Annotated in this window: 16 protein-coding genes; 12 read left to right on the plus strand and 4 right to left on the minus strand. The window is 47.8% G+C overall.

All coding sequences use genetic code 11. The annotated features are described in order from the left end of the window. The first annotated feature begins 322 nt into the window (after positions 1 to 322). From DU481_RS14410 to DU481_RS14420, 3 genes are all read left to right on the plus strand, one after another. Complete coding sequence (locus DU481_RS14410; protein WP_350135635.1) at positions 323 to 1,753, plus strand: cytochrome-c peroxidase; 1,431 nt, start codon at positions 323 to 325, stop codon at positions 1,751 to 1,753. Positions 1,754 to 2,247: 494 nt separating this feature from the next. Beyond that, positions 2,248 to 2,487 carry a FitA-like ribbon-helix-helix domain-containing protein gene (locus DU481_RS14415; protein WP_107801830.1) on the plus strand — a complete coding sequence of 80 codons (240 nt, stop codon included), beginning with the start codon at positions 2,248 to 2,250 and terminating at the stop codon, positions 2,485 to 2,487. Continuing rightward, positions 2,484 to 2,903 (plus strand): type II toxin-antitoxin system VapC family toxin, encoded by a 420-nt coding sequence (locus tag DU481_RS14420; protein ID WP_350135637.1) that lies wholly within the window; start codon positions 2,484 to 2,486, stop codon positions 2,901 to 2,903. The genes DU481_RS14415 and DU481_RS14420 overlap by 4 nt, the downstream gene beginning before the upstream one ends. Before the next feature lie 280 nt (positions 2,904 to 3,183). Here the strand turns inward: DU481_RS14420 and DU481_RS14425 are convergent, their stop codons facing one another. The 4 genes from DU481_RS14425 to DU481_RS14440 form a co-directional block, all read right to left on the minus strand. Next, the gene (locus DU481_RS14425; protein WP_350135639.1) at positions 3,184 to 4,032 is read right to left on the minus strand and encodes an HDOD domain-containing protein; all 849 of its coding nucleotides are present in this window, start codon (positions 4,030 to 4,032) and stop codon (positions 3,184 to 3,186) included. 145 nt (positions 4,033 to 4,177) lie between these two features. Next, positions 4,178 to 5,038 carry an indole-3-glycerol phosphate synthase TrpC gene (gene trpC, locus DU481_RS14430; protein WP_350135641.1) on the minus strand — a complete coding sequence of 287 codons (861 nt, stop codon included), beginning with the start codon at positions 5,036 to 5,038 and terminating at the stop codon, positions 4,178 to 4,180. A gap of 7 nt (positions 5,039 to 5,045) precedes the next feature. Beyond that, on the minus strand, positions 5,046 to 6,071 hold the full coding sequence (gene trpD, locus DU481_RS14435) for an anthranilate phosphoribosyltransferase (protein WP_350135643.1): 1,026 nt from the start codon (positions 6,069 to 6,071) through the stop codon (positions 5,046 to 5,048). 24 nt (positions 6,072 to 6,095) lie between these two features. Beyond that, positions 6,096 to 6,662, minus strand: coding sequence for an anthranilate synthase component II (locus DU481_RS14440; protein WP_121167200.1), 567 nt, complete (start codon positions 6,660 to 6,662; stop codon positions 6,096 to 6,098). 238 nt (positions 6,663 to 6,900) lie between these two features. Here DU481_RS14440 and rpsF point away from each other — a divergent pair, with 238 nt between their 5' ends. The 9 genes from rpsF (at position 6,901) to DU481_RS14485 (ending at position 15,785) form a co-directional block, all read left to right on the plus strand. Then, positions 6,901 to 7,314: a 30S ribosomal protein S6 gene (rpsF, locus tag DU481_RS14445; protein ID WP_350135645.1), complete on the plus strand. Its 414-nt coding sequence runs from the start codon at positions 6,901 to 6,903 to the stop codon at positions 7,312 to 7,314. Between the two features lie 11 nt (positions 7,315 to 7,325). Beyond that, the gene (gene priB, locus DU481_RS14450) at positions 7,326 to 7,622 is read left to right on the plus strand and encodes a primosomal replication protein N (RefSeq protein ID WP_350135647.1); all 297 of its coding nucleotides are present in this window, start codon (positions 7,326 to 7,328) and stop codon (positions 7,620 to 7,622) included. Positions 7,623 to 7,641: 19 nt separating this feature from the next. After that, positions 7,642 to 7,926, plus strand: a complete 285-nt coding sequence (gene rpsR, locus DU481_RS14455) for a 30S ribosomal protein S18 (RefSeq protein ID WP_090318030.1) — start codon at positions 7,642 to 7,644, stop codon at positions 7,924 to 7,926. A 12-nt stretch (positions 7,927 to 7,938) separates the two neighbouring features. Then, the gene (gene rplI / locus DU481_RS14460; RefSeq protein WP_350135649.1) at positions 7,939 to 8,394 is read left to right on the plus strand and encodes a 50S ribosomal protein L9; all 456 of its coding nucleotides are present in this window, start codon (positions 7,939 to 7,941) and stop codon (positions 8,392 to 8,394) included. Between the two features lie 113 nt (positions 8,395 to 8,507). Continuing rightward, positions 8,508 to 9,896: a replicative DNA helicase gene (gene dnaB / locus DU481_RS14465; RefSeq protein ID WP_090318115.1), complete on the plus strand. Its 1,389-nt coding sequence runs from the start codon at positions 8,508 to 8,510 to the stop codon at positions 9,894 to 9,896. Between the two features lie 178 nt (positions 9,897 to 10,074). After that, on the plus strand, positions 10,075 to 10,884 hold the full coding sequence (locus DU481_RS14470; RefSeq protein ID WP_350135651.1) for a CPBP family glutamic-type intramembrane protease: 810 nt from the start codon (positions 10,075 to 10,077) through the stop codon (positions 10,882 to 10,884). Positions 10,885 to 10,899: 15 nt separating this feature from the next. Then, positions 10,900 to 12,123, plus strand: a complete 1,224-nt coding sequence (locus DU481_RS14475) for a hypothetical protein (protein WP_350135653.1) — start codon at positions 10,900 to 10,902, stop codon at positions 12,121 to 12,123. Between the two features lie 570 nt (positions 12,124 to 12,693). After that, positions 12,694 to 13,569, plus strand: coding sequence for a hypothetical protein (locus DU481_RS14480; protein ID WP_350135655.1), 876 nt, complete (start codon positions 12,694 to 12,696; stop codon positions 13,567 to 13,569). Positions 13,570 to 13,583: 14 nt separating this feature from the next. Continuing rightward, positions 13,584 to 15,785, plus strand: coding sequence for a TonB-dependent receptor (locus tag DU481_RS14485; protein ID WP_350135657.1), 2,202 nt, complete (start codon positions 13,584 to 13,586; stop codon positions 15,783 to 15,785). The last annotated feature ends 118 nt before the right edge of the window (positions 15,786 to 15,903 follow it).

Below are 15,903 nucleotides of genomic sequence, written 5' to 3' on the forward strand. Positions count from 1 at the left end.
CCACTAACCCACTAACCCACTAACCCACTAACCCACTAACCCACTAACCCACTAACCCACTAACCCACTAACCCACTAACCCACTAACCCACTAACCCACTCAACCGCATTGAACAAATATCTCTAAGCTAAGTGGAGTATTCCAGGCATCATTTGCTGCACTGAAAACGTGAACAATCCTAAGTCTCCAAAACTATCAAGTTATTTAACCAATGTTATTGATAACAATTATCATTCGTATTAAACTTGTGCTTTCTATTACTAATATTGAGTCATTGCCATGTATTTCCGATTTCTAATTGCAGCGCCGATCGTGAGCTGCATGACTGTACTAATTATTACGCACGTGTTTGCAAATGAATCTAATCTAAGTTTTGAACAAATTAGAAATCTTCCAATTATGCAATCGCTAGGGCACAAAATATTCTTTGATACCAATTTATCGAATCCACCGGGGCAAGCATGTTCTAGTTGTCACGATCCTAAAACAGCTTTTTCAGATCCTATTTTAGATTTACCTGTTTCAAGAGGTGTGGTGGAAGGGAAAACAGGCACTATTAACACACCGATTGTAATGTACACAGCGTTTATACCCGCTTTTCATTTCAATCCTGAAGAGGGCTTATTTATCGGCGGTCAGTTTTTAGATGGACGAGAATCTTCTTTAGAAGCGCAGGCAAAGAAACCTTTTCTTAATCCGGATGAGATGAATAATCCGGATAAAGCCAGCGTGATTGAGAAAATAAGAAATGCTTCGTATGTTGACGAATTTAAGCTGGTTTTTGGGCAGGATGCACTAGATGATGTTGATAAAGCCTATGATTATGTTGCTGCTGCTTTAGCAAGCTTTGAGCGCAGTGCAATTCTTAATCCTTTTACATCAAAGTATGACTTTTACTTGGCTGGTGTGGTGAAATTATCAGAACAAGAAGAGCGTGGATTGCAGCTTTTTGAGGCTGAAAATAAAGGAAATTGTGCGGCCTGCCATCCTAGCAGACCTGTTGATGGGAAACCGCCTTTATTTACAGATTTCACGTACGATAATTTAGGCGTTCCTTCTAATCAGAAAATTTTAAAAATTAAAGGGGCAGAGTTTGTTGATATTGGTTTAGGCAAAACGGTTAAAGACAATCCGAACGCTGAAGCCGGCGCAGATAATGGTAAATTTAAAGTATCTTCCTTGCGCAATATTGCCAAAACAGCACCTTACATGCATAACGGTGTTTTTACTAGCTTAAAAGAGGTGGTTGATTTTTATAACACGCGAGATACCGATGGAAAATGGGCTAAACCCGAAATTGCAGCGACTATGAACACTGAGGAGTTAGGTGATTTGGGTTTGTCTGATCAAGAAGTGGATGATATTGTGGTTTTTCTGAGAACACTAAGTGATGGCTACGAATTAGGTGAACATGCAATGATCGAGCAGGAAGATGCCGTAAAGCTGCCTTATGTGCGTGTTGAAGGGCGAGATGTTGCTAGCAAAATATATTCTGTTCGAATGGAAAGAATTACTGCAGATAAAGACTTTCCTCAGTATCATGTAACTCAGCTTGAGGAATTATCTTTAGCTGATAATTCTTATCCTAATGACATTCCTTACTATTCGTTAGATACAGGTATATTAGAAATTCCAGCCATTAAAAAAGACCATGAAAATGGTAATCAATCAACTTATGTTGCACAGTTTAAACAAATAATTCCTAATGGGAATTTAGTCTTCGATCTGACCTATGTTAAACCGTGGCAGTGAAAATTACAGTACTCCAGTCCAGTCACCAGAAAACTAAAGCTCTGCCCTTCTGATTGATTCATATTAAGAAAAAACCTTTGCTTAAGAGTGCGTTCAATGGCTATTGGCTCAAATTCATATGACTTAAGTGAGGTGCGCACATATGGCTAAAAAACAACACGTCTCTTATAATCTGAATGCTATTCTACACTTATTCAGAGCTTTCTTTAGTTGCCATTAATTATGCAAATTTGGAAGATTCTCCTGTGCTTCACCATATTATTACTGAAAATGGTATAGAGGCATATAATTTACGCTGCTTCTTTAAGCCCTGAATTAGCCTCCTTTTGGTCAGTTTTTCGATGATGTGTTGGTTCAGGTTTAAATGAACGACACGAACAGACTCTAGTTTCGAATAACTCCGTTCCATCGCTCTGAATGAGCGCACATCATGAATTGATGTCATTTGTGAATGTATGCTATCATTGATTTCACATAATAAGGAGTGAAGTCAAATGTCTGTTGTTACTGTTCGCAATTTGCCCGAAGAAACGCATCGCGCGCTTAAGCTGCGTGCTGCTCAGCATGGACGTAGCACCGAAGCTGAAATCCGGGAAATTCTGGAAGAGGCAGTGCGTCCTAGGACGCGTGTCAAAATCGGATCTGAACTCGCTGCTTTTGGGCAATCCATTGGGGGGCTTGATTTTAATGACACTCGTGATCAGACGCCGACTGAACCAGCAGTGTTCGAATGATCGTTCTGGATACGAATGTCATATCCGAGCCAATGAAACCCAACGGCAATCCCGCCGTTCAAGCTTGGCTTGATCGGCAAACAGCCGAGACACTGTATCTGACAGCAACAAGCCTTTCCGAATTGCTGGTCGGCATTGAAATCCTGCCAAATGGAAAGCGTAAAGAAGGACTTGATGCCGCATTGAGGAAACTGATGGAGAGACTTTTTGGAGCGCGCATACTATCATTCGATCAACAGGCAGCGATAGCATATGCGTCTATAGTCGGTCGAGCTAGGACTAACGGTCGCCCCATCTCTGTGGCAGACGGTCAGATTGCCGCAATCGCAGTCGTACATGGATTCACCATAGCGACGCGAGATACTGCGCCTTTTGTCGCTGCCGGAGTGCCCGTCATCAATCCTTGGGAAGAATGATCTTAGGTATTTTGTGTTAATGGTAGTTATCAAAGGAACATCGATCAAAGGAACATCGTTATGCGAGAACGAAATATGATGCGGAATTGACTGTGTCAAATTTGTGCCAAACTAGTCTGTAAGTGCCACCGTTTGTGGTTGTGTGAGACAGTTTTTATGCTTGGCAAGCATTGTAAGTGATTGATTTATATGTAACTGAAATTTGTAAATAAGTTTTGTAATCAGAAGGTCCCGAGTTCGATTCTTGGTGTCGGCACCAATTTCCCTTTTTAGAATGGATTCATGCGAGATGACTCGCATCTTCGGAGTGTTTACTGGCGCCTACGATGGTCATGATGTCGCCTGCTTGCAGATGCAGAAGTTTGGCAATATCTTCATAGTCGTCCGGTAAGGCAGCGTCATCCCATCCATTAGCGGAATGCCGGGCTAAATTTACCGCTAGTACCACATTACGCACTCTTTGTAAGTTTGAATTATTGTCGTCCATGAGGGTGATTAATAATTCTGGTAATTTCCATTTAATTGCAAGTTCCAGCTGGAGTTGATACAAAGTGAAGCCGAGCACTTTTTCCTGTGCGGCGGTGCTGCGAAGTGCTTTGTTTTGTTTTTGTAGCTGTTTTATTTTCAGCATTTCCGCGGGGGAAAAGCACCACATGAGCATTTCGGCGATATCGTGTAGTAATGCCGCTAGACGGATTTCTGCAAAATGTAAATCATGCAAACGGACTGCCCAGTCAAAAGCATAGGTAGAGGCAATATTTGCGCGGTGAGTGGTTTTTAGTAAATAGACCAGTGCATTCATGTTGTTGCGTGTCAAAATATCTTCAACCAGAGGCTTGGCAGGTATCTTGTTCAGCGCCGCTTCAAGGCCGAGCATCAAAATGATTTGCTCGACTTCCATCACATCATGTTCTTGAGTCCGGTGTTTATGCTGCTGCATATAACGCAGCAGCTTTACGGTCATTAGCGGGTCGTTTTTTACGACATGAGCGAAACTGCGCGCGTTGAGATGTTGCTCGTCTTGTTGGAGTATGGCGAGGTTGCGAGCTGTCTGTTTGAGAACAGGAATTTCAGCTGTTGTAAGAAAATTAACCCAATCCGATAATTTTCTTTGATGTTGTTGTAGCATTTTGAACTCCTGAATGAGATACGTCAGAAATTTTCTACGACACCTATAGATAAATCTTGAGGAAACAATGCACTATGCCTCCTCGCTGTGAATTGGAGCAGCGAGACTCTTGTGACGCTAGCGTATTGGCAATGGCAATAAAGATTTAGAAAAATAATCGTGCTAATTCAATGCCGGGATCTTCTGCGCGCATAAAAGCTTCTCCGACCAGGAAGGCATTGACGTGATGCGATCGCATGCGGGCAACATCTGCGGGAGTATGGATGCCGCTTTCGGTAATCACAATCCGCTCGGATGGGATGTGGTCAAGTAACGCCAGCGTTGTATCGAGGGAAGTTTCAAAAGTCCGCAGATTACGGTTATTGATGCCGATGAGCGGAGTGGTCAGCTGCAACGCCAGTTGCAATTCGGCCGCATCGTGAACTTCGACTAAAACCGCCATGCCCAGCGAGTGGGACAATTTCTCGAGTGCAATCATTTGTTGCAAGGCATTATCGGCGGCATTACTGGATCCGGCGCCAAATTCCATGATGAATGCACTTACGATCAATAAAATACAATCGGCACCCATAGCGCGCGCTTCGGCGATCTGGTATTCATCCAGGATGAAATCCTTACGCAAAACCGGCAGCGGGCATGCGGCGCGAGCGGCTTGCAAGTAGCCGGGACTTCCCATAAAGAATTGTCGATCCGTCAATACCGATAAGCACGCTGCGCCATGTTGCGCATACGTTTGTGCTATTTCTGCCGGAATGAACTCAAACGACGGCGTACTTCCTCCGGTGGAACGACCACGCAATATCCCCTTGCTGGGGCTGGCTTGTTTGATTTCGGCAATGACAGCTGGTTGTCCGGCTTCAATTTTGCTCGTTATCGCTGCCGCAAAATCGCGCGGCGGTGGCGCAGATTGGGCTTCCTGGCTTAATGTTGCATAAGATTTCAATGCTTTGGCAGCGCTGATCTCTTGTTTTTTGACGGTGAGGATTTTTTTTAGAATGTCGGACATTGTGATCTTATACAGAATTTCTGTGGGTGAATTCCACCAAGTCGTGAAGTTTCTTTAACGCAGCACCGCTTTCGATGGCGCGTAGCGCGGCTTTGATTCCCTGTTCGAGCGTATCCGCAATTCCGGCGGCATATATCGCCGCGCCGGCATTCATCAGCACGATATCGCGTGCCGGTCCGGTGGTATTTTCCAAGACCGAAAGCAACATGGTTTTGGCATCGGCGCTATCGGTAACCTGGATAGCTTCGATTGCTGATGATTTCAAATTGAAATCTTCCGGTCTGACGGTATAAACGGCTACTTGACCATTCTTCAATTCACCGATGCTTGTTTCGCCTGTGATGGTGATTTCATCCAATCCATCGCTGCCATGCACAATCAGCACATGTTCGCTGCCCAGCCGTTGCAGCACAAGCGCCAGGGTTTTGACCAAATCGGCATTGAACACGCCTAGAACTTGCCTTTTGGCGTTGGCGGGATTGGTTAGCGGGCCGAGGATGTTGAATAATGTTTTGATACCGAGTTCACGCCGGACCGGTGCAGCATGTTTCATGGCCGCATGGTAATTGGGTGCAAACATGAAACCGACGCCGATCTCATCGACACTTTGCGCAACCTGTAGCGGTGTTTGGTTGAGATTGATACCGAGCGCTTCCAGCACATCCGCGCTGCCTGATTTGCTCGAAACCGACCGGCCGCCATGTTTAGCGACACGCGCGCCAGCCGCCGCGGCGACAAATGCTGCTGCCGTGGAAATATTGAATGTGTGCAAGGAGTCTCCACCCGTGCCGCAAGTATCTACCAAATGCGTGTGATCGGGAACGGCGACTTGGCTGGCAAATTCAAGCATTACTTGCGCCGCTGCGGTAATTTCCCCGACCGTTTCTTTTTTTACCCGGAGACCGGTAATGATCGCGGCAATTAGAACGGGCGAGATATCTCCTTGCATGATCTGACGCATCAAGGAAACCATGTCATCGTGCATTATTTCCTGATGCGCAGTAATGCGCTGGAGTGCTTCTTGTGGCGTCATTCAATCACCTTTAGTCGAGCGGATTTATTGCCGGTGGAGAAAGTTCTCGAGCATTTGATGTCCATGCTCGCTCAAGATGGATTCGGGATGAAATTGAATGCCCTCGATGGCGAGAGTTTTGTGACGGATCCCCATGATTTCGCCGTCCTCGGTCCAAGCGGTGATTTCAAGGCAATCCGGCAGTGTTGCACGTTCAACGACCAGGGAATGGTAACGGGTGGCGGTGAATGGATTGGGCAAGCCGCGGAAAACACCGGTGTCGTGATGAAAAATCGGCGATGTTTTGCCGTGCATCAGTTGTTTTGCATGAACTACCCGTCCGCCAAACGCCTGCCCGATGCTTTGATGTCCCAGACAGACACCCAATACCGGAATGTTTTGACTGAACTGATTGATCACTGCCAACGATACCCCCGCTTCATTGGGCGTGCACGGGCCTGGAGAAATGACGATCCGCTCGGGATTCAATTGCGCGATTTTATCCAGTGTGATTTCGTCGTTCCGGTATACCGCAACCTTTTCCCCCAGCTCGGAAAAATATTGCACCAAGTTGTAGGTAAAGGAATCGTAGTTGTCTATCATCAGCAGCATCGGTTTTAACTCTTTGTTTGTACTTACTATCGTTTAATTGTGACGGAAGGGATTATAGCAAAGGATGAATTCCTGCGCGCAGCAGGTGAATTTTACCAGTTCAGCCGTGAGGCGAATAACAGAATCGCAATTATTTGAACAGTAATTGATATTGCCTTAATAATTCAGTAAAATTACCGCCTTTTCAACCTTGTCTCACCACATGAAAGTCGTGGGAGGCTTTACCCAAAAGGAAATTATGCGACATTACGAAATCGTTTTTATTGTTCATCCTGATCAAAGTGAACAAGTACCTGCAATGATCGAGCGCTACCGCGGCATTGTAACCGCGAAAGATGGCAAGGTTCATCGCGTGGAAGATTGGGGGCGCCGTCAGCTTGCCTATCTGATTCAGAAAGTTCACAAAGCGCACTATGTGCTGATGAATATCGAATGCAATCAAGAAGCGCTGGATGACTTGGATCATGCTTTCAAATTCAGCGACGCCGTGCTGCGGCATTTAACCATCAAGGTCGACGGTCCGATTACAGAACCATCAGCGATGATGCGTCAAGAGGAAAGATCTCGCGCCGTAGGTTTGAGCACTACCGAAGCGGTGGCTGAAGAACTCGAGACCGACGACGCGCCGGATGAATCCAGCACCCCTGCGTAAACACATTGCAATTGGAATGTAATCGCACCATTATTTGTGGAAAAATTGTCAAACTGGGCGTTTTACGCTACACACCGGCTGGTGTGGCCGTGATTGAATTTACGATCAATCATGTGTCGAAGCAAAAGGAAGCAGGTGTAGTTCGGCAAATAATATTGGATATTCTGGCCGTTGCATTGGGCCAATTAGCTCTGACGATCGCCGGGTTTAAGCTTGACAGCATGGTCAAGCTGAGCGGATTTCTCAACAGAAAGAGTTACATGAGCCAACAATTGGTTTTGCACGCAGAACATATCGAACTTATTTAATCAGATAACAGGAATTAACATGGCACGTTTTACCAGCAGACGCAAAGACAGCAAAGATAAAGAAAGAGAAAAGAAAGCCAACCGCCCGCTATTCAAGCGCAAGAAATTCTGCCGTTTCACCGCGGAAGGCATCAAGCATGTGGACTATAAAGACATTGAAATCCTGAAGGATTTTGTCAGTGAAAATGGCAAGATCATCCCGGCGCGTATTACCGGCACGACTTCCTTCTACCAGCGTCAGCTGAGCACCGCGATTGAGCATGCGCGTTTTCTGGCATTATTGCCTTACACCGATCGTCACTAAGGAGTAATTACGATGCAAATTATTTTGATGGAAAAAATTACGAATTTAGGGCAATTGGGTGATGTTGTGAACGTCAAGAGTGGTTTTGCACGGAATTATCTGATTCCGCAAGGCAAGGCAAGACGTGCAACCGAACAGGCCATTGCAGAGTTCCAATTGAAACGTGCGGAACTGGAGAAAAAACAAGCGGCCGTTCTGGCGGCAGCGCAAGCGGTTGCTGTGAAACTCGAAGGATTGCTGGTGCAAATTACGCAAAAAGCCGGTAGCGATGGAAAATTGTTCGGCTCGGTAACCAATGCCAATATCGCTGAAGCGCTGGCCGCACTCGGTTTTACCGTGGAACGCGCCATGATTCGCATGCCGAATGGCCAGTTGAAACAGGTTGGCGATTATCCGATGACCATTGCGCTAAACAGCGATGTGACGGCCAATATCACCGTATCGGTATTGGGTGAAGCAGCGATGTAATACCCTGTTTTCAGGTCGTTACATTTTTAAAAGGACTATTTCGGTAGTCCTTTTTCATTTGCCGGTCAGCAAGTGATAAAATCAATTCTCCTTCAATGGTGTTTCCGGATCCTATGGCACAATCACCGATCAGTCTTCATCAAGAGCAGTTTCTCGATCCCTATAAAACACCGCCGCATTCGATAGAAAGCGAGCAATCGGTGCTGGGTGGACTCATGCTGGATAATAACGCCTGGGAAAAAGTCGCTGACATCATCACCGACGGCGATTTTTACCGCCACGATCACCGCCTGATTTATCACCACATTTGTAAGCTGATCGAGCATAACAAACCGGCGGATGTCATTACCGTGGCGGAATCCCTGGAGACATCGGCGGAGCTGCAAACTGTCGGCGGTCTCGCGTACATCGGCACCATCGTGCAAAACACGCCATCGGCGGCGAATATCAAGCGCTACGCCGAAATCGTCCGGGAACGTTCCATCATGCGCTACCTGGCGCAAGTTGGGGTGCAGATCACCGATTCTGCGTACAACCCGGCGGGACGTTCCGCGGCGGATTTACTCGACGAAGCGGAAGCCAAGGTGTTTGAAATCGCCGAAGAAGGCGCGCGCGGCAAGGAAGGGTTCGTCGGTATTCAGCCGCTGTTGAAGCAAGTAGTGGAACGAATCGAACTGCTCTACAGCCAGGATAATCCCAGCAATGTCACCGGCATCGCCTCCGGTTTTCACGATCTCGACCAAAAGACTTCCGGGTTTCAGCCGGGCGACCTGATCATCGTCGCGGGACGTCCGTCGATGGGTAAAACCGCGTTTTCACTCAATATCGCTGAAAATGTCGCGCTGGAATTAAATAAGCCGGTGGCGGTATTCAGTATGGAAATGGGCGGCGCGCAGCTGGCCATGCGGATGCTGGGGTCGGTCGGCAGGCTCGATCAGCACAAAGTGCGCACCGGACGGCTGGACGACGACGATTGGCCGAAACTCACGCATGCACTGGGAAAACTGAACGAAGCGCCGCTTTACATCGATGAAACCGCCGCGCTGAATGCCTTGGAACTCAGAGCGCGTGCCAGAAGGCTGTACCGTCAGTACGGAGAGCTGGGTTTGATCGTGGTCGATTACTTGCAATTGATGTCGTCCACCGGCCAAGGGGAAAACCGCGCCACGGAGATTTCGGAAATATCGCGCGCATTGAAGGGTCTGGCGAAGGAACTGAAAGTGCCGGTGATCGCGTTATCGCAGTTGAACCGCAGCTTGGAACAACGCCCCAATAAACGCCCGGTGATGTCGGATTTACGCGAATCTGGCGCAATCGAACAAGATGCCGACGTGATTTTGTTCATTTACCGCGACGAAGTGTATAACCCTGACTCACCCGACAAAGGTATCGCCGAGATCATCATCGGCAAACAGCGTAACGGCCCGATCGGCAAAGTCGATTTGGCTTTCCTGGGCCAATACACGTGTTTTGAAAGCCTCGCCAGACAGGAATATTACTAGTTCCGGTTTTTTACGGCATGTTCCAAAACCCTGCTTCACGATGGACCGGTGCGAAGCTTTTAATCTGCAACATTCACAAAGAGTTAACCAATCATTTGCCCGGATTTTATTGGAAAACTAAGCCAGGGAAGGCTTTTAACAGTATTTCCGGTTCATTTCCTTGGTTTATAGATTAAAGATGATCAATAAAAAACTTTTTTCTTTTGTATTTCTGAAGTCGGAAGCCAGTTCGTTACGGTCATTGCAGGCAAACATCCGTAAGCTCGATGTGAAAGTGGTGCTGGTATGCCTGATCGTTGCTTTCTCCCTTACTTGTACGCGCTATCTGGGCGATGCGTACTATCTGATCAGTATTTTGCGGGATTTGAATCTGACCGGATTGGCGCAAGCGGCGGATAATCTCCTGCAGCATCATGCCAACGCACAATTACACCAGCTGATTTACTGGGCGTCGGTAGTTATTTTCTTTTACTTCGTTTTCCCGGCATGCATTATTCTGCTGGTATTCAAGGAAAATCTGACGGAATACGGATTGCAGCTGAAGAACGCCGGTCAAGGATATCCCCTGTATCTCGGCATGCTGGCGATCATGGTGCCGCTGGTATTTTATTTTTCCGGGAACGAGAGCTTTCTTGCGCGCTACCCGTTTTACACGGTGGCCAACGATGAAAGCCTGTTTCCCAATTTCTTCCTCTGGGAAATCGTGTATTTCCTGCAATTTCTTGCATTGGAATTCTTCTTCCGCGGCTTTATTCTGCACGGCACCAAGCACCGTTTCGGGTTTTACGCCATTTTCGTGATGGTGATCCCGTATTGCATGATCCATTTCGGCAAACCGATGCCGGAAACGATCGCGGCGATCATCGCGGGCGTCGTTTTAGGATTCCTGAGCTTAAAGAGCAAAAGTATCTGGCTGGGTGTTATGATTCACTGTAGCGTCGCGCTGACGATGGATCTGTGCGCGTTGTATCGAAAAGGCCTACTTTAGATAGCGAGATGATTGGTGAACTCTGAAAACGCGCATCCAGCACAGCAAAACCGTTTGCCGCGATTATTGCTGTGCCTGTTTATCCTGATTACGCTCACGGGCTGCTTTTCGCCGATGGCGCTGAACCGCGCCGTGCTTGCGTACGATGACGCCGTTACCGATGCGGTGTCGCAGCAGTTGCTGATCAATATCGTGCGTGCGCATCACCGCCAGCCGATTCATTTCACCGGCGTATCCAACATCGCCGCAACTTTCAATTTCCAGGCGAGTGCGGGCGCCACGCCATCGCCGGGCGGGCTAGCCGGTGCCGTGATATCGCCGATTTTCGGCGGCGGCATGGCGGAAAGCCCGACCATCAGCATCGTGCCGATCGAAGGGGAGGAATTCACCAAGCGGCTGCTGACGCCGTTTCCGCAAAACAAGCTGACATTGTTGTTGCGCCAGCGCTTCGACGTTGACTTGCTGCTGCGCATGATGGCGCAGGAAGTGCGCATGCTGCAAACGAACCGGTACAATGGTGTGTATCGCAATAGCCCAGTGGATAAAGCCGGTTATGAAATGTTCCGCCGCGTGGTGCTGCATTTATCATCGATTCAGGACCACAACCAGCTGTACGCCGAACCTTTGACACTGATCAATACCTGGCATATCCCGGCCAGCGCCATCACGGCGGATGGTTTTCAGTCGCTGCAAAAGGAATTCAGCGTGCGCTACAATCCGCAAGACAATACCTACACGTTGCGGAAACACATCGCCGGACCGATTCTGATCACCAATTACGACCCTAACATCTTGTCCGACGAAGAACGCGAAACCTTGCGCCAGCAAGTGGAGGACGGAAATAGCAGCGACATCGCGTTTGATATCCGCGCCGGGCATTATGGCGGGGACTGGGCGATGAGCGGCGTGTTCCGGCTCAGAAGCTTCCACTCGATACTCGGTTTTCTCGGCAAAGCGCTCGGCGAAGAACTTGGCTATCACGTCGAAAAAGATCCCAGAACACCAGCGATCCTCAATAACGAAAATCCCGACCTGACCATGGAATTCACCGTTTCCGATTGGCGCCCCCGGGATGTCGATCTTTCCATCCGCTGGGATGGCCGCTACTACGCGGTGAATACCACGGGACCTTACGCGCGCTGGAACCGCGACGCCTTTCAGTTATTATTCCTACTGTTCCAAATGACCGTCACCGACATTCCGCGCGTCGGCGTGCCGAGTATCACCATCGCCAAGTAGTGTGTGTTGGAAGATCGCCGCTACCTAGCGGTGAATAGCGCATCAAAGTGGCGTTGTTACGGTTGAGTGTTGTATTCCGCGCGTCCGTTCTGGCTTCATTTCGGATCATCAGCCATCGATAATCGTATCGAACCGCAGCACGGTTTCCATCAACAACCGGTCCAGTGCGGGAAAACCCATATCCAATGCCGGTGGCGGAAGAGTCGATTCCAATCGTGTCTAATTTGTATTCCTTTGTATATCGCTTCTTCGCTACCATTTCTCCAGTGTGTCTTGATTCATCCGGACCTGTCATCACGCTTGATAAGCATGGCTTATGCGGCATTTTGCCGCATTGATCTTCATTTCCTATTTTAATAAGATCGGTTCAATAGTCGTGGCAATCTTGAATTGATTTGAAGGTTCTTCTGATCCGGAAACAGGTTTTTCGCAGCCATTACAACAATAAACGAGTATCAAATTACGTCAATCGGGAGTTCTGATGGAAACCGGAATTCCTCTCTCAAAGGCAGCAACGTTTTTATAGATTCGCATCACGAATCCTTTCTTGAAAAATTACCGGAGTATCTTTTGATTAAAACTATTTGTATAGGATCGCTTTTACTTTTTTTCAGCACCATGGCGATGGCGCATGAAGGTGAACCGAACATGGCATTTGCATGGCGCGATGGAAAAATTGAAGTCGATATCCAGCGTCAGGGAAGAGCGCTGGGTGACCACAAGGCATTCGTCATCTCATTTGCCGATTCATTAACGCCTTATCGCATGGGAGATTCCGGATTTACGGGCTTAGGTTTTGACCAAGGCGGCCTAGTCGGCTATCAAACCGAAAGCACCTTGTTGAAATGGTCAAGTGAGCAATCACAATGGTTGAAAGAAGGCTTTGCTGAGCAGCTAGTAATCAGCCGTTTAGCGGATGATAACGTAGTCACTGATAAAGAAGGGAGTGGATTACAAGGAATCATCGATAGTTTGACGAACAAGAGCAGTTTCGAAGCCCATCCGATTTTCCGGATCCGGAAAGAGGACGGATCTTTACCGGATGATGGCGCTTATATGGCCTTCATCAGTATTGCGGGTGTCGATGAATCAGGCGAGCGCATACTCTATAAACCCTCTGTTCCATTTGCATTGGTTTTTCATATCAATGCCCAAGCCAAGTTCGATCCATTGGCGCTTTCCGAAGCGTTGAAAGTATCGCCGGAAGTCTCATTGAATGATTACCAGCGCATGGATGCACTGTTTGATTGGGCGGAATCAGAGATGAAAGAACTATTCCCGCATGCTGCCGAAAGCCGTTTTATCTCCGGATACTATGCCCGCTGTTATGACAATTCCGTGTGCGTGGGCAGTAAAGACGGCAAAATTTATACGGCTGGTGGAATTCTAGGCGATATCGCTGAGCAGGGTTCAATAGAAACTTTTTATGACTTGGCGGGACTTTAATGCAGGTTTTGCCTATGGGTTTCCGCTGTATTTTTTTGCCTGCGTTGATGATTGTTTTTTTCAATTCCGCCTTCGCAAACGATCAGAACGCGCAAAAAAAATCACCAGCGGAAAACCAGCCGAATCCTGCGCAGCCCAAGCCTAGTGCTACTATTCCGCCAGAGCCGGTCAAATTTGAAACAATGACCATTGAAGCGAGTTCTACATCGGCTGATCCAATCCAAAAGCTGGAAAGCCGGGAACTCCGCATTCACACCGGTGAAACGCTTGGCAAAACACTGGAACGTGAATTGGGAGTCAGCAATCTGTCCTATGGGCCTGGCGTCGGTCAACCGGTCATTCGTGGCATGAGCGGCCCGCGCGTCAGAATCATGCAAAATGGGATAGGCGCACATGACCTTTCCGCGTTGAGTCCCGATCTTGCAGTCGCTTTTGAAACCATGCTGGCGGACAGCATAACGGTGTTAAGAGGGCCTGCCACGCTGCGCTATGGCGGCCATGCGATTGGCGGTATGGTTGAGATTAAGCATCAGCGCATACCGGAAAAGGTTCCACTCAATGGCGTTGCTGGCCGGATGGATTTCCGTTATGACCATAATTCCACCGATAAGGCCGGGATGTTCGGATTGGATGTGGGCAAGGGAATGTTTGCAATCCATGTCGACTATTTTCAGCGCTCTTCCAATAACACACATATTCCGGGAACTGCTTTAGACGAAGCAGCAATCCGGCAACAATTCCAAGTGGATCCGAGTACCAACAGTAAGCACGTCATCCAAAATAGCCATTCCAGCAGTCAGGGCGGCTCGGCCGGCATATCGCTGATCGGTAAGCATGGTCATGTGGGCGGGAGTTATCATGAGATGACCAGAAATTATGGTATTCCACCCGGGGTTCCAGGTCACAGCGAGGTGGGAAAAATCGATCAAGAAGCCATCAGGATTGATATGTCACAACGCCGTTATGATTTAGACGGCCTGTGGAAAACCTATTGGCCAGCATTACCCAAGGTGAAAGCAAAACTGAGCTACATTGATTACGATCATAAACATTATGATCATAGTGTGGCCGATAGAACTTCATCGTTAACCCGGTTTAAGAATTCGGTGTGGGAATCGCGCTTAGAAATGAATCATCAGCGGGGAGGGTGGCTCGATGGCACATTTGGCATGCAATGGCAGAATCGCACTTTTGCCGCGACAGGAATCGAAACGTTCACTCCAGCCGCCACTATTGATTCCTTAGGATTCTTCATCACTGAAACGGTCTTTATTACCGATCGCCTCAACCTTGAAATGGGGGCACGCATCGAAAATCAAACCACGACGCCTAAAAGTGATGAAATTAAATTAGCAGGCGTTTCGGGCGCATTACCCTTGCCCAATGAATTGAATTATCTGACTTACTCACTGGTTGCGAGCTTAAATTATGAAGTTCTGCCGCAAACTGCATTGTATTTGAATTGGCAGCGAGCGCAGCGGGCGCCCGATGCGCAAGAACTGTTTGCAGCAGGGCCGCATTTTGATATCCGCAGCTACGAAATCGGCCGCCTTAATCTCAACGCTGAGCAAACCAATCACTACGAATTAGGTTTACGCTATACCGGCAGGCATATTTCCTTTCATACCAATGGTTATTACAAATCGATACAAGACTTTATCTATTTGGAAAACCAGGGCTTCTTCTTTAATTTCGCACCCGATCCGCCGCGTTTCCAATTGACGTGCGCGAATTTAAGAAATTGCTTGCCGGTTTTCGGGTATCAGGCCAACACCGCAAACTTTGCCGGTTACGAAGCTGAAATTACCGCTCATCCGCGCTTGGGCTTACCCGTCAATCCCCGTCTAACGCTATTTTCTGATTATGTGCGGGGCTGGTTTCAGAATGATGCTTTGGGCGATGTGCCAAGACTTCCGCCCTTGCGATTCGGTGGTGAAATAGGAGTCCAATGGACACAATGGCGCAGCGGGTTACGTTACACCCATGCGCTGGAACAAAACAGACCCGGAATTTTGGAAACCGAAACGCCAAGCTACCATCGATTAGACCTGGATCTGTCTTACGACTGGAAGATGTCTGAGCATAGAAAAATCCTGTTCTTCGCTAAGCTATCGAATATGACGAATATGACCATCAGGAATTCGACTTCTTTTTTGCGGAATTTTGCGCCTGAACCGGGTTTTAGCGCACAAGTGGGCATGAGTGCCACATTCTAGGGAACCGCTGAACAAATCCCGAGGTTTGTTGAGATAATAGATTTATTAACGACCTTCTAAATACGCCATGCCACACCAAACGAGTTTTGCCGATCTTGATTACAGTCACAAGAAACGC

Origin of the sequence: Nitrosomonas sp., assembly GCF_040240425.1 — a bacterium.
Lineage (GTDB): Bacteria > Pseudomonadota > Gammaproteobacteria > Burkholderiales > Nitrosomonadaceae > Nitrosomonas.